The sequence below is a fragment of the Mesobacillus jeotgali genome, assembly GCF_014856545.2.
GTDB lineage: Bacteria > Bacillota > Bacilli > Bacillales > Cytobacillaceae > Mesobacillus.
The window spans coordinates 423758-445424 of the sequence record NZ_CP109811.1 but is presented as its reverse complement, the minus strand read 5'-3'; the positions used below and the strand labels follow the sequence as shown (position 1 = coordinate 445424).

The window sequence follows — 21667 nt, the reverse complement described above, 5'->3', positions numbered from 1 at the left end:
TAGACATTTCATCCTTCGTCCATGATCAAAATTAAACATTTCGCCCCATAAAAAACAGCCTAACTCCACAAAAGGAGTTAGGCTGCAAATGCATTCTTATTGATTTCCGTTCTTAACCCAACCAGCAACTGTCACAGTCCGCTTCGCCTGGTACTTTACCGCTGCTTCGACGTCTTCAATCATGTTGCCGTCCTGGTCGACTGTTACGCTCGTTCCGTATGGATTGCCGCCGGCTGCGAATGTTACTGGGTCACTGTAGCCAGGGGCTGCGACGATTGCACCCCAGTGGTACATTGTTGTGTATAGTGATAGGATGGTCGCTTCTTGTCCGCCATGCGGGTTTTGCGCGGAGGACATGGCGCTCACGACTTTGTTCACCAGCTTGCCTTGTGCCCAGAGGCCGCCAGTCGTATCAAGAAATTGCTTCATCTGAGATGGCATGTTTCCGAAACGTGTAGGAACGCTGAAAATAATCGCGTCTGCCCATTCAAGATCGTCTGGAGTCACTTCAGGAATATCCTTTGTGGCTTCAACAGTTGCTTTCCATGCTTCATTTCCTTCAATCGCTGATTCAGGCGCCAGTTCCTTCACTTTAAAAACCTTCACTTCTGCTCCGGCTTCTTTTGCGCCTTCTGCAGCCCATTTCGAAAGCTGCACATTCGTTCCGCCCATGCTATAAAAAATCACGGCTAATTTGACCATATTGATTGCCTCCCTTATTTTATACTACATTAAGGTATTTCCACTAATCTTCTATGACAAACTCGCTTACAGATACTCTTTTTCAATATTACGCGTGCTGCGGACAGTATCAATCGGCCGCACAAAGTCCTCGATCTGCTCCCGCTTCGATTCCAGGAATGGCGGCAATGAAAGCTTTTCACCAAGTGTTTCATATGGTTCGTCACCCATGAAGCCTGGTCCGTCTGTTGCCCATTCGAACAAGATTCCTGGTGCCACTCGCGCATACAAGGATTCAAAGAAGAATCGGTCGACATAACCGGATGTGCCGAATCCAGCAGCCTTCATATGATCGATCCACTCATAGAGAACCGATGTGTCGGCAACACGGAATGCGGCATGATGCACGGTGCCGAATCCCTGGCGTCCTGCAGGCAGCACTTTATTGTCCTCCACAATAACCTGCGCGCCGTTCCCGCCTTCACCCATTTCAAATAGATGGAGGGAACCTTCCTGCCCAACTTCACGCATATGCATGACTTTTTCCAGTACCTCTTTAAAATAATCGAAACGCGAGATCCGAATATGGAGCGGCCCAAGTCCTGTGATTGCGTACTCCAACGGTACCGGACCATTTTGCCAAGGTGTTCCTGATGCAACACCTTCATTGTGTTCATCGGAAACCAGCATGTATTGCTGATCATCAAAATCGACGAATGAAATCGTCTTTTTGCCGAAAAGTTCTTTAATACCAGTATGCTTGACGTCGTATTTATCAAAACGCTTCACCCAGTATTCCAGCGCTTCATCAGTCGGCACCCTGAATCCGGTTTTATAAATCTCGTCCGTTCCGTGTGACCCCTTAGGAATCCCTGGGAAATCAAAGAATGTCATATCCGTGCCTGCAGATCCTTTATCGTCCGCGAAAAATAAGTGATAAGTTCGGATATCATCCTGGTTGACGGTCTTTTTTACAAGGCGCATCCCTAGCACATATGTGAAAAACTCATAGTTCTTTTCCGCACTGCTGGTAATGGCGGTAACATGGTGAATCCCTCTTAATTCGTTCAAATTAACTCCCCCTTTATCTCGAAACCGAGATATCAATACAAAAAATATCTATTCTTACTTTATCCTTAATGACTGCGAAAAAAACATAATATCTTGAATTCGAGATAATTTTATCACGCAGGGTATTTTCATGTCAACCCAGGGGAAAAAGCCTTTGAGCTAAACTCAAAGGCATTCTAGCTATTGTTTTAGAACTTCTTTATATTCATCTTTTCTCTCAAATTCTTTTTGCGCAAAGGAACAAACCGGCTCCACCTTCAAGCCTTCATTCTTCGCCTTCTCTACAACTTGGTGAACCAGTTCCTCCGCTACTCCCTGGCCGCGGTTGGCAGGGTCGACACCCGTATGGTTAATGACAAGGACCTCATCTCCGTCACGAGTATATGTGACTTCCCCTACTTCGAGTCCATCTGAATCCTTTGCAACAAACCGGCCATCTTCTTCCGTATAGTTAAACGGCATAACAATACCTCCTAATAGTGAGAATCTCAAAGTTCCTATGATTATCTTTCTCTTTTCCCGCATAATGATGAACTTACTCATTTTTGGATAATATTTTTCCACATCCTTACACAGTGCATACGAAATTATTGAACATGACAATCTATAGATATGTATGCAAAGCCGGATCTAAAAGGGTGATTAATTTGGAAGATATTCGTCTTTCACGCTTTGATAAAATTGTCGAGATGGGTAAGGAAGGGCAAAAGGCATTAAATCAGTATTGGTGGGATTATGCTTTATATACCTCTTTTGAGTATTGGCTGATGGTCTTATTCCTAGTGGCACCTCTCGTGATTCTCTTTTTGAAAGTTAATAAAAACAAGCTATTTCAAATTCTCTTTTATGGCTACAGTATCCATATGTCATTCGGATACCACGATTTATTTGGGAGAAATATGGGTTATTGGAATTATCCTTTTCCGGTGATTCCGGCTTTACCCGGGATTACACTCGACTCCAGCCTTATCCCAATAACTTTTATATTCGTATATCAATCGACCATGGACAGCAATAAAAAATATTATTTGCATTCGATTTTTACAGCAGTCATTTTGTCTTTTATTTTCAAACCTATGCTTGTCGGACTAGGATTATTTAGAATGTATGGGTCGATTAACTACTTTCACTTATTCCTTAGCTATTTATCTGTACTGATTTTTGCCAAATTAATGACCGACTTATTTGTCTGGATAAAAAATAGGTACAGCACAACCAAATAGTTCACGATTTGCAATATCCAATTAATACTACCACGTATACTTTAGCCTTTAGGTCCCATTCAGCAGACCGACTTGATCAGCAGGAAGCTGAGCAATCTGGCTGCCTACCTTTCACAGATTCACCAACAGTCTAAAATCGAAAAAATAACACTGCCTGATTCCTTACATAGGATCAGGCATATTTACTCTATAGAACTTTTAACGAAAGACTGTTGACGGCACATCGAACTGGTTCCATAAAAACAAAACAAAAACAGCAGAGGCAATCCAGGCAAACAGCGGGTTATGGAAATGCAGTTTTAAGATGAGAAACATAACCGAATTGAACAGCGCTGACCACCAGAGATTCCAGCCATTAAAATATTTGATCAACTGAAAATGAATATCCACCAGCTCATTCGCAAAATAGACAATCACCCATGCCAGATAATAAAGGACCTTTTTCCAAAGACCATGAGTTGGAAAATGAGCTAAATACGCCAGGCATGTCGCCGGATATTTAATCGCCATAATGGAAAAAGAAATATGCGTATTGGTGATCCCCATATCATTGTCACCAGGTGATGGAGAATACTTCCACATTGGATAATGATCCGACAATAAGTACATGTAGAGAAAATCGCCAAGGATAAAGAAGAGAACGGTCGGATAGTACTTCCTCCAATTCTTCCAGTCTCCCCATTTTATTAATATCCCTGCCCAAATTAACCCATAAATTGTATTGACCATAACTCCGCCTCTTCTTTTACAAATAAAGGAAATCAGTTTTAGTATAGCCAATAGGCCCAGTTGACAGTCATGGAATAATTACCGCGAAAAAAGGCAAGATACATATAGTTAATCGCCAGTTCGGCAAGTTTACGACCGAGGAGGGTGCCTCCATGAAGAGGAAAACAGAAGAAAACACACTGAGAGCCCTGCTAGCCTTCGGCATCCTGGCGTTTTACAGACTGGTTAGAAAACCGCCTGTCAGAGACTGGCTGCTCATCTTCTTTTTGAAAAGCTATATCGCCTCCATCCTCGATAATTTGCTCGTCAAGAAAGGGTATCTGAAATACCCAGTTTCCTTATTTAAGACCTTTGATGTCAGCGTCATTTTCAGCTATTTGATTTTTCCGGTTGTATGCGTTTATTTTAATCAGGTTACCAGGCACTCGGGTATTATTTCTATTTTACTCAAATCCCTATTGTTCTCAGCCCCATCCGCCGCTGCCGAGTATTGGCTTGAACGGAACACGAAGCTGATCAAATATAAGAAGAATTGGACTTCAATCCATAGCTTCGTTTCCATTGCCTCTACCTTCCTCCTTGTGCGTCTGGTCATGGGATTGATCCGGAAGGTTGCCAATAAGTAAAGACTGTCGAAAAGTTAATAAAATCCCTCAACTTCTTTAACACACTTCATCTAGACTTATATGAAACAGCATAAGGAGGATGAAAAGATGAGGGAAAGCCTGACAGTAGAGGAAAAGCAAAAACTTGTGGAGCTTAAACTTAGGTTGCTGAATGCAAAAAAAGACGAGGAAAGAGTTTCCCTGCTGGAAGCCATCGAAGGAATCCTTAAAACCGCGAAAAAGCGCCAGAAATTCATAGCGACATTAGACCGTCGATAACAGTGTAAATCACTGTTATTTTTTTGCGTAAAAAAAGAATGGGGAGATCCCCATCCTCTCATTTCGCTTATTTCAATTCTTGCAGTTCAGCCAATGTTGCCTGAATGTCTTCATCTGTCAATGGTGCAAAGCCTGTTTCAGCAGCAACATCCTGGGCATTTTCCATCGTGTAGATGGCGTAATCAAGTACTTGGACCTTCTCTTTAGCCATGTTGACGTTCAGGTATGTGAACACCGGGCGTGTGAATGGACCGTAGTCGCCATCTTCCTTGATGGTTTCAAGAGAAGGTTCAACAGGGCCGTTACCGAAATCAACTTTTACTGCTGCTAATTTATCTTTGTTGTTCGCATAATAGCCATATCCGAAAAAGCCGATCGCATTCTTATCCTTTGAAACGAGGTCAACCAGTGTAGAGTAATCCTGCTGCAGGTTGATGTTTTCAACAAGATCTTTTTCATCAAGAATGTTCTCAAACATGAATTCATATGTTCCATGGTTTTCATTAGGGCCGTATGTGTTAATAGCTTCAGCTGGAAAGTCCGGACGAACATCAGACCATTTCTTTTTGCCGCCTTCAGCCAGGAAGATGTCGATGATTTCTTCTTTCGTCAGTTCTTTTGCCCAGTCATTGTCCTTATTGATGACAATTGTCAGGCCATCCAAAGCGACTTTCATTTCTTTCACATCAATGCCAAGCTCTTCAGCTTTTGCCTTTTCTTCGTCTTTGATCTGGCGTGATGCATCATTGTAGTCTGTACCGTCTTCAACGAGGAATTTCTTGAAACCAGCGGAAGTCCCGGAGCGGCTAACTTCTACAGATACATCTTCCTGCTTATCCATATAGTTCTCAGCCATTTTTGCCATGAATGGATAGACTGTTCCAGAACCGTCGATCACAACGCTGCCTTCAAGTTGAGTTTCAGTTTCATTAGAACCATTTGTCGCTTCCGCGTTGCTTTCTCCGTCCGAACAAGCCGTTCCGAAAGCCATTACACCAGCAAGCATCGTAAACATCGCTAACTTTTTAAAACTCTTCATTCCTTAATTCCCCCTAATATTATGTCCGTTGCTACAAGTACAAGATTACTAGACTGTTATTAATAGGGTTTTAAGGAGTTGTAAATTAATTGAAAAGGTTTGTTAAGGAATGTTAATTCTTTCCTTAGGGGGTGAAGTCTTATATAGTGAGGAAAAGGAGGTTTCGAGATGGACTATATATTAGAAACAATCGATCCTGAAAAAACACTGACGTTGAAAACAGCGATCCAGGGGAAGCCGACGATGGTCGTATTCGTCCGCCACCTTGGCTGACCAATCTGCCGGGAATATCTTGCGCAGTTGCGCGAGCGAATAACTGAAGTTGAATCCACAGGCTACCAGGTCATTGCTGTCGCCCCTTCAAAAGGGTCTTTTATCAAGCAGTTCGTTGACCAGTTCGGCCCATTTCCTTTTCCGATTTTAGGTGATCCTTCGCGACAAGCGTATCGCGGAATGGGCCATAAAACGATGCCAAAATGGAAGCTGCTTGTGAAAGCCGGCTTCGGATTTGTGACTGGCCAGGTCAAGAATTTTATCCCTAAAGATGAAAAACAAAAAGCATTCGTCATGAAATCGATGAAAACACAGGACGTCTACATCCAGGGAGGAACCTGGCTTTATTCAGCTGACGGTAAACTCTTGTGGAAGCATATCGATGAATCACCTGAGGACCACGCAAAAATTGATGAAGTTTTGACGCAAATGAAAAAACGCTGATCAGCTTTAACCGCGATCAGCGTTTTTTCTTATCAGTTTTATCGGAAGCCTGTTCAAATAACTGTGAAATATAACCTTTCAATTCAAAGCCCTCTTCATTCATGAATTCCTTAATCTGTTTCATCTTAATCTACCTCCGTTGTTAATATGTTGTTGGTTATAGTATTCCCGCTCTAGCAAACTTTTATTCAACCAATTTTTAGAAGGATTGGCAGTCTACTAGTTTTGACGGAGGATAGATTGGAAAAGTTGCATAAATTCAGTAAAAGTTTTACATTTTCTTTTTATTTAAATCCCACATGCTGTAGTTAAGCTGAAGTGCATAAGCGACCCAGGCAATATACGGCAGCATCAACCGCCCGGCGATTTTATCCTTTTGATAGTACTGGTAAGTCGTCAACGTGATCATGCCCAGCAGCAGGCCGATTTCCGCAAATGCCGTTCCTCGAAGATTCCATTTAAAAAATAAGAACGACCAGAGAAAGTTCAATCCAAGCTGGATATCATAGAGAGTTTCCGCGGTGGCGGTAGGTTTCTTTTTCATCGAAACCCGGTAATTCGCAAGCCCCATCGACGCATACAAGCCCGTCCACATAACAGGAAACACCCATGAAGGCGGCGCATAGTCCGGCTTCTCCAGCTTGCTGTACTTCTCCTTCGCTCGCCGCGTCGCAATCATCCCCGTCACCATCCCTCCGACAACGGGAATCAGCAGCTCCTTGGCGAGCTTGGCTTTATCTATTTTTCCATTCACGCTTATAACATTCATTCATCTCACCTTCCTTTTTCTTACTATTTCCTAGTTTTAGTGAAAAAAACCTATGTGATTGCGAAACAAGCTTGTGATGATCATCTTGTTTGACAGCTTTGATTCAGGTTATGCCAAACCTGTCTGGATTCCTGCTGAATCTTGACAGCTTTGCCTTGCTTACCGCCAAACCTGTCTTAATTCCTTTGGTTTCTTGACAGCTTTTGGCCTCATGACCTCAAAGTTGTCATAGTTCCTCTGTTTTCTTGACAGCTTTTGGCCTCATGCCCTCAAACCTGTCACAATTCCTTCGGTTTCTTGACAGCTTCTGGCCTCATGACCTCAAACCTGTCACAATTCCTCCGGTTTCTTGACAGCTTTTGGCCCCATGACCTCAAACCTGTCATAATCCCTCCGGTTTCTAAGCCCGATGACCCAAAACTGTCTTAAAAACAAAAAAGCACCAGCCTAAAAGGCTAGCACTCTCTCTCTTCCTATCAACCTACTTCACAAACACATAAGGATTGCCGCCGATGGACTTCCTCATTTCTTCAGTGATTACAACACTAGCGGCCTGTGGCTGGCCAGCAGCTCCCGCCGTCTGTTTGTTTTCTCCGTTTCCATCATAGAACATTGGCTTAGCTTGCATTTCGTTTCCTCCTAGAAAGGTTTTGTTGACATTAGCACGATGAGCACTACAGCTGCGACATGTGCGATGCCGTTCAGCTTGGCAGCTTTTTTATCCAACTGATGATATTCGGCTGGCAGTTCACCGTCACCGTTGTTCATCACGATGTCTACTTGCTTTTCGATTGTTTTTGGCAGCATTGCTGCGACAACAGGCTGAATCAGTACGTATATAATCAATGAACCGATGAACCATCCCTGTGACCAAAGCACCGGATTGACGATGGCCATCAAAATTCCGCTCGCTAACAAGGTAAGCGAACCAACCTTTGCAAACATCTCTATTTTCTTATTAATCTCAAAACACACTTTTGCGTTCGTTACTGACTTAGCACCAAACTTGGCGACTACAGGCATTCCAAAGCTCGCTCCTAAACCAACAACGGCTGCAATTACATGAACTAAAACCAACCCTCCATATAAAGTCATCCTCATTCCTCCTAGAACTTTTTACCTATATTTATACCATAAATATTCCCTTTATCGGTTAAAAATTCTTATTTTTCCAACTTGTTTATAGTGTTTTTTCACCACCACCAAACAAAAAAGGAAGCATGAATAAATATCCATGCTTCCTCTCCCTCACTCCCCTTCACTCAACCACATTTCCATCGCCAGCTCAAGCTCATTATTCAATTGCTGCTTCCTGCTATACAGCTGATCCAGCTCTTCATAATCCTGCTTGACCCCCATCACCAAATCAAGCTCCGTGATTTCTTTTTCCAGGCCTTCTATCTTCTTCAGCAGCCCACCCCCTGGGTCTGGTTGCGCCATTCGCTGCGCCTTTTCCTTTTTCTCCTTCACATTCGGCACCACTTCTAGCAACGCTCTCTCCCTTTTATAATCATCATAATTCCCCTCATAGCTCTTCAGCCCACAATCCTCAACCGCAATCACGCGCTCGCCGATTTTATTGATAAAATAACGGTCGTGCGAAATGAAGAAGATTGTCCCTTTAAAATCCTCCAGGGCGGCTTCAAACGTCTCAATCGAATCAATATCCAGATGATTCGTCGGCTCATCCAAAATCAGCAGGTTGATATCCTGGAACATCAGCATCGCCAGCTTCAGCCTGATTCGCTCGCCTCCGGACAGGAATTTCACTTTCTTGAAGACACTTTTTTTATAAAACATGAACTTCGCCAGATACTCGCGCGCTTTTCCCTCCACAATCGAGATATCCTCACGGAAGCACTCAAGCACCGTCAGCTCTTCATTTTTAAAATCAATCTTCTGAGGGAGATAAGCGGCCATCACATTCGCACCTAACTCAACCACACCCGAATCCGGCTGCTCCTCCCCGAGAAGCATTTTCAGGAAAGTCGTCTTTCCGCTGCCATTCGGACCAACAAGACCGACCCGCTCGCCGTAATGAACCATCAGATCAGCGCCGTCAAAAATCACCTTATCCTCATAACGCTTAGAAACACCAACCGCCTTAATCGTTTCATTCCCGGACCTCACCGCATCGTTAAAACTTAAACGCATATTCCCTCGCTCAAAAATCGGTTTCTCAATGCGATCCAGCTTATCAAGCTTCTTCTGGATGCTGGCCGCGCGCCTGAAGAATTTGTTATTGTCCGCCCTCAGCGCCCAGTCACGCAGGCTCGTCACCTGCTTCTCCATGTTATTGACCTTCTTTTGCTGCTCGCGGAACTGCTCGTATTGCACCCTCATATTCTCTTCCTTTTGACTGATAAAACTGGAATAGTTCCCTCGGCAGCTGATCGTTTCCATATCCTCGATCTCGACGATTTTATTGACAACGTTATCGAGGAAATAACGATCATGCGAGACAATCAGCACGATTCCCTTATAATTTTTCAAAAAGCCTTCCAGCCATTCGATTGATTCCATATCAAGGTGATTCGTCGGCTCATCGAGCAGCAGGATATCCGGCTGGTGGATCAGGATTTTCCCGAGACCTACCGTCGTCTTCTCCCCGCCGCTAAGCAAATCGAAATCCCTCTGTAAAAAATCCTCGGTAAACTTAAGTCCGGTGCAAACCTTGCTTAGCTTCTCCTCCTGATCATAACCGCCCTTTGCTTCATATAGATTCACCAAATCACTATATTTATTGAGCGCTTTTTCCAAGGCACCACCCTCTAAAACCTGCATCTGTGCCTCGATTTCACGCATCTGTTTTTCAATATTATGAACCTCTTCAAAAGCCAGGTTCAACACGTCGATCACTTTCAGGCCAGCCGGATACGAAGGCATTTGCTCAAGATAAGCGAACGACGCTCCGCGAGGCCTGTGAATCAGCCCCTCATCATATCCAGGGCTCGAGGTCTGCGGGTAGCCAGGATAATAATGCATTGGTTCTATTCCCGCAATCACTTTGAGAATCGTACTTTTCCCGCTGCCATTCGCCCCGACAATTCCAATCTTATCCCCTTCAAATGCTTCCAATGTAAAACTGTTCACGACAAGTGTCGATTCCATATATTTTTTAATTCCATGCACTTTAAGTTCTAACATATCAATTCCTTCTTTCATCCATAATGAAGCTACGCTTTTTATGGACAGCACAAAGAAGAACCTATTTACTATTATAAGAAAAGCGGAAGCGCCTTGGTCAGCCCCGACAAGCGCTGGAGGGCCGACCGATGAAGTCGTTCTTTGACTTCATTGGGCGGACCGAAGCGACTCGAGCTGCTCAAAGCTAACGCTTCTCGCAAGATACTCTGAGAAGCACAAGCAAGGATGAAAACTGGCTAGGCGTTGGAGCTGGACACTTCTCGAAGTAAAAATCTTTTCTTAATATATAAACAAAAAAGACCGTAGAAATCCCTACAGTCTTGAATCAACATTTTCAGCAGACCAAATAAGCCCATGCCAAAAAACACTATTACGATTCAGTAAAGTAAGTTATCTTCTAATTGCTGTGATCCCATAAAGAGCATAACGAAATAAACCTATGCAAATAGGCTTTTTACACTCTGTACAAAATCCTTATTAATTAAATTAATAATTAGCAATTAGATGTTGGTTCCATAAACTTACTTTCCCTCCTCAATCATTTGCTTTATTATCTCAGGTTTACATTATTTTGTAAATATTACTGGATAATTTTTCATGATTCTTCTTTCTCGAGGACAAGCATAGGATGGTAGAAAACTTGTCCATCAGAAAGGATTCCATGCAATGATTCCGTTTCGTGCCAAGCTCACTGCTTCTATTTATGCCTTATTATCGATCAGTTTTTGGGGAGTTTCCTTTGTTTCAGCGAAAGCTGTACTGGGAAAGCTGGATCCGTATTCCCTCCTTGTGCTGCGCTTTGGCATCGGGGCTTTTTTTTTTATTGTTGATTTTACTGCTGAATCGTTATACTTTGCGGATTTCGATCAGATACATCCCTCATTTGATCGTCCTCGGAATACTTGGTGTATTTATTCACCAGGTCCTGCAGGCAACGGCCTTGTTAACGATCGATGCCTCGTCTGCCGGCTGGCTGATTTCATTTTCTCCAATTTTCACAGTCATCCTTCGGTCCTCTTTTTGCATGAAAAGATGGATGTGAAAAAAGCGATAGGAATGGTGGTCGCCATAGCAGGCGTCTTTCTTGTCACTACCACTCGCAGCGGGCATTCCTTCGAGTTCGTGCTGAACATCGGCTTCATCCTGATGATATTGAGCACCCTGAACTGGGCGGTTTATTCCATCCTGTTAAAAAGGCTGCAAATCCCGTATCCCGCTCTTTTGGTGACATGTTACATGAGCTTGATCGGCTTTATGCTCACTCTTCCTTTTATCATCCGCAACAAAGGCTGGGAATCTCTGCCCTTGCTGACACAGACAGAGTGGGCACATCTTTTGTTCCTTGCGATATTCGTGTCTGGAATTGGATATTGGTATTGGGGAAAAGCGTTGGAGGTATTGGATGCCTCGAAGGTGTCAATGTTCTTGTACCTTGAGCCGCTTGCTACCCTGATTGCCGCCATCTTTCTTTTACATGAAAAATTTATCCTCATAAGTGCCATTGGCGGAATCATAATTATTATAGGAGTGGCCATTGTCAATGGCGGTCTTGCACGCTTACTGGCGAGTACCATTTTAAAAAAATGAAGAAGGTGGGAGTGCCCATGACTTTGAAGCCTCAGGCAAAAAAAGCGTTGGATTCATTAAAAAGTCCCTCCAGAGACGAGATGAAGGAGGCACTGGCGGAGCTCAATATGTCTGTAGATGAATTGGAGCCGTTACTTCAATCTTCTTCTGGAAAGCCTTACTACCGAAAACTTTTGTACAAAAGTGAGGATATCGAGCTGCTGGTGATGAACTGGTCAGATTTAGAATGCGCCCCCCATGACCATGGCGATTCCCATGGATGGATTCACGTCCTTAACGGGACTTCCATCAACTCCGTCTACGAGGTCAAAAACAACAAACTGCCGAAAGAGCTTTTCAAAGAGTACCATCAGCAAGGACAACTCTTTTTCGCGCCTAAAAAAGGTGTCCATAAAATGCAGGCAGACGGTCCAGACGGACTCGTCACTCTCCACCTCTATTCCCCGCCCATCAGCGGGATGAAAGTCTACGACCTTGAAAAATGTGCAGCCTGTGTTGTCTCCGATGATTGCGGAGCCTGGTGGCCAGATGAGCAGCGTCAGAAAATCAAAGAAATCCAGCTTACAAAACAAGAAGACGGCTCTCATGCTTCATGAGAACCGTCTCTTAAGATTTCTACCCACGGAATTTCAAGGCCAAGCCCTTCAGGAAATTCCGCGCGAATTTATCGCCGCATTCACGGTAATTCTTATGCCCTTCTTTTCTCAGAATCGCACCGAGCTCACCCTTAGACACACGGACTCCCGCAAGGTCAAAAATCTCGAGCATATCCTCGCTCGTGAGCGACAGGGCGATCTTCACTTTCTTCAAAAGCTGATTATTCACTGTCTCCCCAGTTAGCGGCGGAGCACCAGTCTCCCCAGGACGCTTCCCCCTTTTAAAAGTAACCATGCCATTCAAGAACTGCTCCATCATTGCATTGTTGACTCTTATGTACCCCTCTGGGACAATCTCTTCGCCGTATTCGTCTTCATCTATCCTCTGCAGAATCATTCGGACATCGTCCTTCGTCACGTTCACGCCGCCAAGCTCGAATATCTCTACCATATCAGTATCTTTGATATCCAATGCGTACCGCAAACGGATCATTATATCATTGTTAAGCATTTAAAATCCTCCTATAAAAAGCTGTACCGTTAGTATTCCCGATTAACTATTGCAGTCTAACATTAAATGTTAAAAAAGCCTATAGTTTTCACCTTCGATAGCATCTAGAGGCAGTTTTAGAACGGGAAGCTCCACCACCTCAATAAGATTTCTTGCTTTTGCTAAAGAATCTGGTTACAGCAAAGGCTATTCCCAATGACAATACAGAAATCACCAATGGGATTGAGTTTGTATTCCCAAACTCGACCTGCGAAGGTAAATTTACCGTTTCCGATGGGATTTCAGGCGAATAAAAAGCGGTTAACAGCAGACCAGACACTATCTGCAACACGATAAAAGCTATGATAAAACTTCCTGCAAACAACAAATATTTTTTCATATTCATCACCCTTTCCTACCCATTAGTACGGGTGGACCTTTAATAAGTTTCAGAAAGGTAAAACGGAACTGTTATATATACGCATTGATCTTATTAAGCATGGGACCAGAATGTTCTCAGGAAGGAACTCCTGAGTCTGTCACAATGCAGTTATTGGAAAATAGGGATTCCTTCGATTTTGGTATCACCCATAAAGCAGCTGCGCATGCAGAAAAAGGACTATAAAAAGGAGGGCTTTTAGATATGCCCTCCTTTGGAAATTATGTGATTTTAAATTAATGCTGAATACCAGTCTATTTCGTCTCTCTGTGCAGTGTGTATCTCTTCAAACGCGGGCAATACTTTTTTAATTCAATCCGGTCCGGATTATTCCTTTTATTTTTGGTAGTAATGTAATTTCTGTCTCCTGTTTCCGTACATGCAAGCGTAATTTTGACTCTCATCTTTCTTTCCTCCTAATTTTTGTTTATATACTCTGAACGATTCTTTCGGCTGCCTGGCGTGCACCGGATATATTCCGGGCAATGGGGCCGATCTCCAATTCGGCAAGAGATCCCGTTACGTATAAGTGAGGACACCATTCGAGCGTTGAACTGACAATTGGATAACCACATCGGGCACATGGGAGACCAAACTTTTCTATTGCCTTGTCCAGCCACCCTCCGCCAGGGCGCCCGGGCTTGAATCCTGTGGCAAAAACGATAGATTTCACGTTAACCTCTTCTTGCTCAAGTATAAGGCTGATCTCTTCCCCGTCCCTTTTAACTGCTGCTTTTACTTCACCGTCCACTACCTTAATCTTATGTTCATTTTCAAGCTTCTTTAGCTTCTGGAACAGTTCAGCAGTCAGCGACCCTCTGTTCCTGGCACCGATAATAACATCCCTGCGTTTATCATAATCGCTGATCTGACGATAGGCAGTTTGTTTCTTTGGTCCCAGCCATCCCGGGTCGCTATCAAAATCAAAAACTCTGAAGGGATGCCTTTTGATTAAAGTGACCGATCCCGGATACAAAGCTGCTAGTCTGATTACCAGATGCGCAGAAGTGATTCCTCCTCCAACTACGGCAATTGAAGGCTTCAGCTCCTGAATACAGGCAGTTTTATCGAAGATATGAAACACTTGGTCTGATTCTTCATGAAGGGATTCTGCCCATTCAGGAATAAACAGCTGGTCGTTTACGCTGAGTGCTAATACAATGTTCCTGCCAGCCAGGCTTTTACCGTCTAATGTATGGACACGCCAGTGTTCCTTCCCTTTCTCGATGTCATTGACATAGCCCTGGTGCCAGGATTGTTCCAAAGCTATCTCTTGAAATAAATGATGACTGTGGTCGTTAAATATCTTTAGGGACGGACGCTTGTATTGACCGTAAAACTCGTTATCCTTGAAGTTCTTTTTCTGTGTAAAACTGATTAAGCTGAACGGATCGGCATCAAGGTGATGCACGAATGGAGAACGAAGAAACTTCATACCAATTAACCCAGTATTTCTCGTCCAATTGGATAAAGGTTTTTCATGCGGATCAATAATACAGAGATTGCTTGGCAAAATCTTTTTGTTTTTTACCAAAAAGGTGGCGATCGTACATCCTTGTATGCCTCCGCCTATAATAATCCATTCGTACACAGTGATACCCTCCTCGCATATAAATCGAAATCATTACGATTTGACAAACAAAAAAAATCACGAATGAACTTCATTAACCGAGAAATAAAAATATTTTTTCTTGTCATTTACGACCTTTTTTCTCGAATTGACTTGTTTTGTGAGATCTAACCATGTTACATTTTTCAATTTTCTCACCATCTGCTGATTGATGAAGTTTTCTGCTTCTCTCATTACCGCCATCAGCTGCCCGAATGTTAAATTGAAATGCCTTGCTGCCTGCCTGTGAGGTGAATGCTTCACCAAGAGTGCCATGAATTCTTCTGAGGTCTCAGCTTGTTGAGCCAGTTGGTCCTCCAGTTGTACAACATATTCATAGACCTCTCTTTGTTCAATTGGAAGTGATTTTATAATTTCCCTCGAGAGAATCTCCATTAAATGCGAATTCATACGTACACCTCACCTGAATACCATTCTATTTTTCCTTTAAACTATACCTCTTCATAAATCTCTCAGTTCGGCCTCCACGGTCAGAGAACTTTTGGACACCGGTATAAAATGGATGGGTATCAGAGCTTACTTCTACTTTAATAAGCGGGTATGTGTTGCCATCTTCCCATTGGATTGTCTGGTTCGATGTCTTAGTCGATCCTGTTAAAAACTTAAAGCCGCTGTTTGTATCCATGAATACTACTTTATGATAATCGGGATGAATATTTTCCTTCATCGTAAATTCCTCCAATCTTTTTACCAGCTGGATTTTTTCACGCCCGGAATCTGGCCTTTATGGGCGTATTCACGGAAAGCAATACGTGACATTTTAAATTTACGGAGGTATCCACGGGGTCTGCCCGTCACTTCACAGCGATTTTTCAAGCGAGTCGGTGCGGAATCACGCGGAAGCTTCCTCAGCGCTTCGTAATCACCTTTTTCTTTTAGTTCCCTGCGCAGGTCAGCATATTTCAACACCAGCTCCTGGCGCTTTTTTTCTTTTACAACCTTTGATTTTTTAGCCAATAAACTCACTCCTTTCTTTCAGAGATAATCGTAATCATTACGATTTAGAAAATAATATACAGATATTTAATCACATATACCCAGTGAACGCAACCTAAAGAATAACTTCGTTTTTAATATCCCTCTTAAGAAACTTACGTCCTGTTATCAGCAGTACACTGCCGAACAGCAGCTTAGCTTCCACTCTCGACCGGTAAAGCAAAAGGCGGAAGATGGTCTGGGAATTGACGCCAATCCATCATCATTTCTGCTTCCGTCAGCAGACACTGATCCAATTTACCAATAATCTCATACACATCCATCTTCACACCAATAAAAACCAGCTCCGTCATTCTATCCCCGAATTCAATATCCCATTTTGCCAATAATTCAGGCTCTTCCTTAAGGATTTGATTTTTCTCATCCTCCGGGTATGCGTCTATCCACTCTCCCGAAGCCTCAAAAACAATGGAAGGCCCCGCCTGGGATATTAATCCTGCTACATCATTACGAGTTGCCAGCCAGAAGAAGCCTTTTGCCCTCACAATATCTTCAGGCCAATCCTCAAGCCACTTCTTCCATCTCTCCGGATGGAATGGAAGCTTTCTCCTGTGAACAAATGAAGATATTCCATATTCCTCCGTCTCAGGGACATGTTCTTCATTCAGTTCCTTTATCCATCCTGCTCCCTGGCTGGCCTCTTCGAAATTGAACAGTCCAGTATTGAGCACATCCTCCATTCTTACCCTGGAGTGACTGCATTCAATGATTCTTGCCCCCGGATTCAGCTTCTGCAAAACTGCTTTCAGCTCAAGGTACACATCAGCATCCACCAAATCCTTTTTGTTTAGGCTCTGTTAAATTATAATGTTGATTTTAAATAAAATAATTGGAACTCCAATTTTTGAGGAGTTCCTTATTAGTCAATCCCAATAGTTAAAGATTATCTGCCCTACCGTTTCAGGCTTCCAATAAGCAATTTGTTCCAATTCAGCACTATTTAATTCCGTTTGCTTTAAAAGTTTTTGATTTAAAGGAACGTTTAGTTCACCTGTACCTATTACTCGATAGAAAGATGAAAATTTCTCATAGGGAACAGGTCTGTTGATAAATTTTATGTTTCCAAATTCAACTATGGAGGCGAATGCAAGATAAGGATAATGTTCATTAAGAAGAATATAAAACTGATTACCTACAATCTCAACGTGAGCGTAATAAAAATTTGATGGGTATTGAGGCGTAATAAAATCTATTACTTTCCCACTGTTACGAGAAGCAAAGTCGAAGCATAATTGCTTGAACTGTTTCCCGTCTACTTGTGGGGGTTTATTGACTTTTGAATCATAAAAACCAGTTACTCCATTAGGAAGTTTCACTTGTGTTCACCATCCGTTACACAATGAATTTAGATAAACGCAAACTATCATAAGTATCCGTCATTTCAAATACAAATGATGATAAAAGAAATTCTTTTACATTGTGTTTTGTGCTTTCGTTACTACGGCTATCTACAAACAAGAACCAAGCAAGGTAATTATCAAGGTATTTCGTAGCCACACCTTTAAAACGGTCTATCCACCTTTTCATTCGTGAATGCAGACCATTGACATTTTGAATATGGTACAAGCCTTTTATAACGTGTTTTCCATCATTTGATTTGATTCTGTAATGCTCTAAACCTTTTTCTTTTGCATACGTCTTATAGGCTCTCCACGCATCTGTAACGAGTACATTATCAGATGTTAGTTTAGAACCAATCATACTATCAACTTTGGTTTTGACAACACGCCCCATACAAGCAACTTTAGAGACAGTTGCTTTAGTGCGGTCTCTTGCAACAAGAACACATACTTGTTCGTGGCTTATTCCTCTATGTTTTGATTTACCGCCTCGCTTGCGAGGTTTACGTTCAGTAATCCCACGATGTCCTTTTTGAGAGTATAGGAAATAGGTCTCGTCAACTTCAACGATACCGTCAAATTGTTTAAAATCCATTTGTTTTAATGCACTTAACAGTTTGTGTCTCCAATAAAAAAGCGTAACCCAAGTAACCCCTACGATTTCGGCAGATTTTCGCAGGGAATAGCCTTTGAACATACAGTCAACAAATGTAATCCATTCATCACCTTTACGAGTACGGTAAAGAACTGTATTCGTTGTATCAGTAAAGGTCTTACTACAACATTTGCAACGATAACGTTGGCGACCATTGTATTTGCCGAACCTAACAATGTGTCCAGATGCACAATGAGGACATTCAAATCCTTCTTTAAAACGAGTTTCTCGCATTTCATTAATTAGACGACCACCAACGGAGGATGAAGGTTCAACATAGCGTTTTACCCATTGAAACACTCGCTCTTTTTCTGTGTGTGATAAATTCCCGATATGTTTTAATAGATTACTGAACGCTTTGCTCAACCTTGCCACCTCCCCGAATGTCTGTTCTTATGCTAATTATACTAAGATATCGAGGTGGTTTCAAATATCAACATTTACCTTTAACAGAGCCTTTGTTTAAAAGAATGACATTGGCGAACTCTATCTGATCAATCAATAAGTCGACGACCTCTCGTGTATCATTCTCATCAGTCCCTTCCTTTCTGTCCAGGAGGCTCTCACCAGAAGAGAAATCATGCCAAAACCTGTTCGCATCCACAACTGTTACCATGGTGTCGAGATTACACCAGTCCGATAAATTAATATCCAGCTCTTCGTCCACGTATGTAAATGTCTGGGCTACTGGTATCGGCTCCGAAATCCCAGATGATTCAATAACGATATAGTCAACATTCCCAGCCCTGGCAAGACGCTCCACCTCAATCATAAGATCCTCTCTTAGAGTACAGCAGATGCAGCCGTTTTGAAGCTCGACCAGCTTCTCTTGAGTTTTTGCAAAGCCTCCTTGTTTAATCAGAGCTGCGTCCACATTCACTTCACTCATATCATTTACGATCACCGCAATTTTTTATTCTCCCGATTGTTCAATATATGATTCAGTAATGTGGTCTTGCCTGAACCAAGGTAGCCGCTCAATACAGTTACAGGGATTTTCCTGTTCATTTCTACACCTCAATTGTTTATTTTTTTCTTCTCATACATGTCTTTGGTTCGGCATACTAATCTATTAGACACCTTTAATCGTAATCATTACGATTTGAGTTAGATACTAGTCGCTTCTTTCCTGCTTGTCAATTATTTAGAAAAGTAAATACTTAACTGGTCACCCTCTTCAGGAGCAAAGCAGACTCTATTCTAGAGAAATTAAATCGTAATGATTCCTAAAATCATTTACAAATATAAATTTCTGTTTTACACTTTAAATCGGAATCATTTCGATTAATGAAAATATCATTAAGGAGATCACTATGAAAATTACTAAACTATCACTGGGTTTACTGCTATTAGTGGGTTTGACACTAGCCGGATGTTCTTCTAGCAAGGAATCCGCCACCAAAGAAATTTCAGAAGCTACTAAGCTTACGGTCTATACAACCATCTACCCTCTTCAGGATTTTGCAAAAAAAATCGGCGGGGAATTCGTGGATGTGGAAAGTATCTATCCACCGAATGTAGATGCCCACAGTTTCGAACCAAGCACGAAGGATATGATGAAGCTTGCTGAAGCTGATTTATTCATTTATTCCGGAGCTGGAATCGAAGGATTTACAGAAAAAGCAGAGAAAGCCTTGAAAGATGAAAAGGTCATGATTGTAAAAGCAGCAGAAAATGCGGAAATGATTGAGACTTCCCATGATCATTCCCATGAAGGGGAAGATGCTCATTCCGAAGAAGGACACCATGACGAGGAAGCCGCTCATTCTGATGAAGAGCACCAAGACGAAGAAGCCGCTCATTCTGATGAAGAGCACCATGATGAAGAAGCCTCTCATTCCGAAGAAGAGCACCATGACGAAGAAGCCTCTCACTCTGAAGAAGAACAACACGACGAGCAAGCCACTCATTCTGAAGAAGAACATCATGACGAAGAAGCCGCTCACTCCGATGAAGAACACCATGACGAGGAAGCCGCTCATTCTGATAAAGAACATCATAACGAAGAAGCTGCTCACTCTGATGAAGAGCACAATGACGAAGAAGCCTCTCACTCGGACGAGGATCATCATGCTAAAAACTTAGATCCACATGTATGGCTCGATCCTATCCTGTCTATCAAACTAGCTTCCAATATCAAAGATTCCCTAGTTCAACAGATGCCAGAGCACGAACAGGAATTTGAACAGAATTTTGCGCAGCTTGAGAAAGACCTAAAGGAATTGGACAATGAATTTAAAACTACGATTAATCAGGCTGAAAACAAACATCTGCTTGTCGCCCATGAAGCGTATGGATACTGGTCAAATAGATATGGAATCATCCAGATCGCTGTCAATGGACTTTCTCCCACACAGGAGCCTTCACAACGGGAATTAACAAAGTTAATTGAGGAAGCAAAAGAACATAATTTAAAATACATTGCATTTGAACAGAATGTTTCGTCACGCGTGGCAGAAATTATTCAAAGCGAAATTGGTGCCGAGACAGTTACCCTGTATAATCTTGAGTCCATCTCGGTTGAAGATATGAAGAACCAAGAGGACTATTTCAGCCTGATGCGAAAAAATCTGAAGACGCTGGAAAAAGTGTTAAACTAATAGTCTTTTTTACTAGATTGTACATATTTTATTTATTCAAGCAGTACAATCTAGTAAAAGTATCCAGGAGGAGAAAATGATACGATTAATCCGGTCTAATTTATTGGACATTACAGGTTTTGCTGTCATTCTGGCGTTTCTCATGCTGCTAAGCCTTGGGATGGGGTTTCAGAGTGAGTTGGAAATCCCCTCTTCCATTCTGAATCTGAATACGATATTTCTCAGCATTTTAATAGAAGCCTTCCCATTCGTTCTGATTGGGGTGCTGATTGCGGGGATGATTCAGATTTTTGTCACCGAGGAACATATAAGCAGGTGGATTCCTAAGAACAAATATTTGGCGATTGTCATGAGCTGCAGTGTTGGCGCTCTTTTTCCTGCCTGCGAATGCGGAATCGTTCCAATCATCCGCAGGCTAGTTGGCAAAGGAGTCCCAATAGCCGCTGCCATTGGTTTTATGTTGACGGGCCCCCTCATCAACCCGATTGTCATTGCGTCTACATATATGGCTTTTGGCAACGATTTTAAAATCGCTGCGCTTCGAATGGGATTGGGTTTTGCCATCGCGATCATTGTCGCCTTCATGGTTGGAATGATTTTCAAAGGAACGCAGTTCAAAAAAAGCACCTCATTGCACGTGCATAGCCATTCTGGAAAACAGTCCTTCCTCGAAAAGTTCTGGTCCATGCTCCAGCATTCAATTGACGAGTTTTTCGATATGGCCAAATATCTAATCATCGGCGCATTCCTGGCCGCTTTGGTTCAGACCTATATGCCGGCAAAAACATTATTGGAAATTGGCAGTGGTGCCGCTTCCTCACTGGCTGTCATGATGGGACTAGCGTTCTTCCTGTCCCTTTGCTCTGAGGCAGATGCCTTCATTGGGGCTTCCTTCAGCAGTATCTTTCCTTCAACCTCAATCCTTGGTTTCCTGATTTTTGGGCCGATGATTGACTTGAAAAATACGCTGATCATGATGAGCGTATTCCGATTTAAATTTGTCATGACCGTTCTCGCGCTCGTCGCTGGGACTGTATTCACTATTCTCATGCTGTTTGGCAGCATGCTATAGGA

The 21667-nt window shown here is 42.6% G+C and carries 27 protein-coding genes and 2 pseudogenes; 9 read left to right on the top strand and 20 right to left on the bottom strand.

The window, feature by feature from the left end; translation table 11 throughout:
- Positions 1–96: 96 nt before the first annotated feature.
- The 3 genes from wrbA to FOF60_RS02225 form a co-directional block, all read right to left on the bottom strand.
- Positions 97–708 carry an NAD(P)H:quinone oxidoreductase gene (wrbA, locus tag FOF60_RS02235; protein ID WP_192473036.1) on the bottom strand — a complete coding sequence of 204 codons (612 nt, stop codon included), beginning with the start codon at positions 706–708 and terminating at the stop codon, positions 97–99.
- A 60-nt stretch (positions 709–768) separates the two neighbouring features.
- The gene (locus tag FOF60_RS02230; RefSeq protein ID WP_192473001.1) at positions 769–1752 is read right to left on the bottom strand and encodes a ring-cleaving dioxygenase; all 984 of its coding nucleotides are present in this window, start codon (positions 1750–1752) and stop codon (positions 769–771) included.
- 180 nt (positions 1753–1932) lie between these two features.
- On the bottom strand, positions 1933–2214 hold the full coding sequence (locus FOF60_RS02225; protein ID WP_192473000.1) for a GNAT family N-acetyltransferase: 282 nt from the start codon (positions 2212–2214) through the stop codon (positions 1933–1935).
- 185 nt (positions 2215–2399) lie between these two features.
- Here FOF60_RS02225 and FOF60_RS02220 point away from each other — a divergent pair, with 185 nt between their 5' ends.
- The gene (locus FOF60_RS02220) at positions 2400–2975 is read left to right on the top strand and encodes a hypothetical protein (protein WP_192473035.1); all 576 of its coding nucleotides are present in this window, start codon (positions 2400–2402) and stop codon (positions 2973–2975) included.
- Between the two features lie 198 nt (positions 2976–3173).
- Here FOF60_RS02220 and FOF60_RS02215 read toward each other — a convergent pair whose 3' ends face one another.
- Entirely contained in the window at positions 3174–3704 is a 531-nt protein-coding gene (locus FOF60_RS02215) for a CBO0543 family protein (RefSeq protein ID WP_192472999.1), read from the bottom strand.
- Between the two features lie 152 nt (positions 3705–3856).
- Between FOF60_RS02215 and FOF60_RS02210 the strand changes: the two genes are divergently transcribed.
- Together FOF60_RS02210 and FOF60_RS02205 are read left to right on the top strand one after the other, a co-directional pair.
- Positions 3857–4330 (top strand): CBO0543 family protein, encoded by a 474-nt coding sequence (locus tag FOF60_RS02210; protein WP_192472998.1) that lies wholly within the window; start codon positions 3857–3859, stop codon positions 4328–4330.
- Positions 4331–4417: 87 nt separating this feature from the next.
- Positions 4418–4588 carry a hypothetical protein gene (locus tag FOF60_RS02205; RefSeq protein ID WP_192472997.1) on the top strand — a complete coding sequence of 57 codons (171 nt, stop codon included), beginning with the start codon at positions 4418–4420 and terminating at the stop codon, positions 4586–4588.
- Between the two features lie 67 nt (positions 4589–4655).
- Here the strand turns inward: FOF60_RS02205 and FOF60_RS02200 are convergent, their stop codons facing one another.
- The gene (locus tag FOF60_RS02200) at positions 4656–5627 is read right to left on the bottom strand and encodes a PstS family phosphate ABC transporter substrate-binding protein (protein WP_192472996.1); all 972 of its coding nucleotides are present in this window, start codon (positions 5625–5627) and stop codon (positions 4656–4658) included.
- A gap of 276 nt (positions 5628–5903) precedes the next feature.
- Here FOF60_RS02200 and FOF60_RS02195 point away from each other — a divergent pair, with 276 nt between their 5' ends.
- Complete coding sequence (locus FOF60_RS02195; RefSeq protein ID WP_192473033.1) at positions 5904–6344, top strand: peroxiredoxin-like family protein; 441 nt, start codon at positions 5904–5906, stop codon at positions 6342–6344.
- A gap of 271 nt (positions 6345–6615) precedes the next feature.
- Here the strand turns inward: FOF60_RS02195 and FOF60_RS02190 are convergent, their stop codons facing one another.
- The 4 genes from FOF60_RS02190 to abc-f all read right to left on the bottom strand — a co-directional run bounded on the left by FOF60_RS02190 (position 6616) and on the right by abc-f (position 10260).
- A complete protein-coding gene (locus FOF60_RS02190; RefSeq protein WP_192472995.1) occupies positions 6616–7113 on the bottom strand; it encodes a TspO/MBR family protein in 498 nt (165 codons plus the stop codon).
- Positions 7114–7594: 481 nt separating this feature from the next.
- Positions 7595–7741 carry a hypothetical protein gene (locus FOF60_RS02185; protein ID WP_192472994.1) on the bottom strand — a complete coding sequence of 49 codons (147 nt, stop codon included), beginning with the start codon at positions 7739–7741 and terminating at the stop codon, positions 7595–7597.
- Between the two features lie 11 nt (positions 7742–7752).
- Positions 7753–8208: a DUF2269 family protein gene (locus FOF60_RS02180; RefSeq protein WP_192472993.1), complete on the bottom strand. Its 456-nt coding sequence runs from the start codon at positions 8206–8208 to the stop codon at positions 7753–7755.
- A 153-nt stretch (positions 8209–8361) separates the two neighbouring features.
- Positions 8362–10260 carry a ribosomal protection-like ABC-F family protein gene (gene abc-f, locus FOF60_RS02175; protein ID WP_192472992.1) on the bottom strand — a complete coding sequence of 633 codons (1899 nt, stop codon included), beginning with the start codon at positions 10258–10260 and terminating at the stop codon, positions 8362–8364.
- A 703-nt stretch (positions 10261–10963) separates the two neighbouring features.
- Between abc-f and FOF60_RS24380 the strand changes: the two genes are divergently transcribed.
- The 3 genes from FOF60_RS24380 to FOF60_RS02165 are packed head-to-tail and all read left to right on the top strand — an operon-like array spanning position 10964 to position 12443.
- Positions 10964–11302, top strand: coding sequence for an EamA family transporter (locus FOF60_RS24380; RefSeq protein ID WP_319801580.1), 339 nt, complete (start codon positions 10964–10966; stop codon positions 11300–11302).
- Positions 11293–11847 (top strand): DMT family transporter, encoded by a 555-nt coding sequence (locus FOF60_RS24375; protein ID WP_319801560.1) that lies wholly within the window; start codon positions 11293–11295, stop codon positions 11845–11847. The genes FOF60_RS24380 and FOF60_RS24375 overlap by 10 nt, the downstream gene beginning before the upstream one ends.
- Positions 11848–11864: 17 nt before the next feature.
- The gene (locus FOF60_RS02165; protein WP_192472991.1) at positions 11865–12443 is read left to right on the top strand and encodes a cysteine dioxygenase; all 579 of its coding nucleotides are present in this window, start codon (positions 11865–11867) and stop codon (positions 12441–12443) included.
- Positions 12444–12462: 19 nt separating this feature from the next.
- Here FOF60_RS02165 and FOF60_RS02160 read toward each other — a convergent pair whose 3' ends face one another.
- The 11 genes and pseudogenes from FOF60_RS02160 to FOF60_RS02110 form a co-directional block, all read right to left on the bottom strand.
- Positions 12463–12954 (bottom strand): YehS family protein, encoded by a 492-nt coding sequence (locus FOF60_RS02160; RefSeq protein WP_192472990.1) that lies wholly within the window; start codon positions 12952–12954, stop codon positions 12463–12465.
- A 139-nt stretch (positions 12955–13093) separates the two neighbouring features.
- Positions 13094–13333 carry a hypothetical protein gene (locus FOF60_RS02155; protein ID WP_192472989.1) on the bottom strand — a complete coding sequence of 80 codons (240 nt, stop codon included), beginning with the start codon at positions 13331–13333 and terminating at the stop codon, positions 13094–13096.
- A 293-nt stretch (positions 13334–13626) separates the two neighbouring features.
- Positions 13627–13776 carry a 50S ribosomal protein L33 gene (gene rpmG / locus FOF60_RS02150; RefSeq protein ID WP_079504591.1) on the bottom strand — a complete coding sequence of 50 codons (150 nt, stop codon included), beginning with the start codon at positions 13774–13776 and terminating at the stop codon, positions 13627–13629.
- A 23-nt stretch (positions 13777–13799) separates the two neighbouring features.
- Positions 13800–14963, bottom strand: coding sequence for an FAD/NAD(P)-binding protein (locus FOF60_RS02145; protein ID WP_192472988.1), 1164 nt, complete (start codon positions 14961–14963; stop codon positions 13800–13802).
- A 57-nt stretch (positions 14964–15020) separates the two neighbouring features.
- Positions 15021–15392: a hypothetical protein gene (locus FOF60_RS02140; RefSeq protein ID WP_192472987.1), complete on the bottom strand. Its 372-nt coding sequence runs from the start codon at positions 15390–15392 to the stop codon at positions 15021–15023.
- Between the two features lie 25 nt (positions 15393–15417).
- The gene (locus FOF60_RS02135) at positions 15418–15669 is read right to left on the bottom strand and encodes a type B 50S ribosomal protein L31 (RefSeq protein ID WP_192472986.1); all 252 of its coding nucleotides are present in this window, start codon (positions 15667–15669) and stop codon (positions 15418–15420) included.
- 20 nt (positions 15670–15689) lie between these two features.
- Positions 15690–15959, bottom strand: a complete 270-nt coding sequence (gene rpsN, locus FOF60_RS02130) for a 30S ribosomal protein S14 (protein ID WP_167832349.1) — start codon at positions 15957–15959, stop codon at positions 15690–15692.
- Between the two features lie 173 nt (positions 15960–16132).
- A pseudogene (locus FOF60_RS02125) lies at positions 16133–16789 on the bottom strand (CobW family GTP-binding protein); the annotation flags it as partial.
- Positions 16790–16861: 72 nt separating this feature from the next.
- A complete protein-coding gene (locus tag FOF60_RS02120) occupies positions 16862–17314 on the bottom strand; it encodes a hypothetical protein (protein ID WP_025911866.1) in 453 nt (150 codons plus the stop codon).
- Between the two features lie 16 nt (positions 17315–17330).
- Entirely contained in the window at positions 17331–18359 is a 1029-nt protein-coding gene (locus FOF60_RS02115; RefSeq protein ID WP_192472984.1) for an IS1595 family transposase, read from the bottom strand.
- A gap of 91 nt (positions 18360–18450) precedes the next feature.
- Positions 18451–19001: pseudogene (locus FOF60_RS02110) on the bottom strand (GTP-binding protein); the annotation flags it as partial.
- Between the two features lie 305 nt (positions 19002–19306).
- Between FOF60_RS02110 and FOF60_RS02105 the strand changes: the two are divergent.
- Positions 19307–20593, top strand: coding sequence for a metal ABC transporter solute-binding protein, Zn/Mn family (locus FOF60_RS02105; RefSeq protein ID WP_192472983.1), 1287 nt, complete (start codon positions 19307–19309; stop codon positions 20591–20593).
- A gap of 76 nt (positions 20594–20669) precedes the next feature.
- Positions 20670–21665, top strand: a complete 996-nt coding sequence (locus FOF60_RS02100; RefSeq protein ID WP_192472982.1) for a permease — start codon at positions 20670–20672, stop codon at positions 21663–21665.
- Positions 21666–21667: the final 2 nt, after the last annotated feature.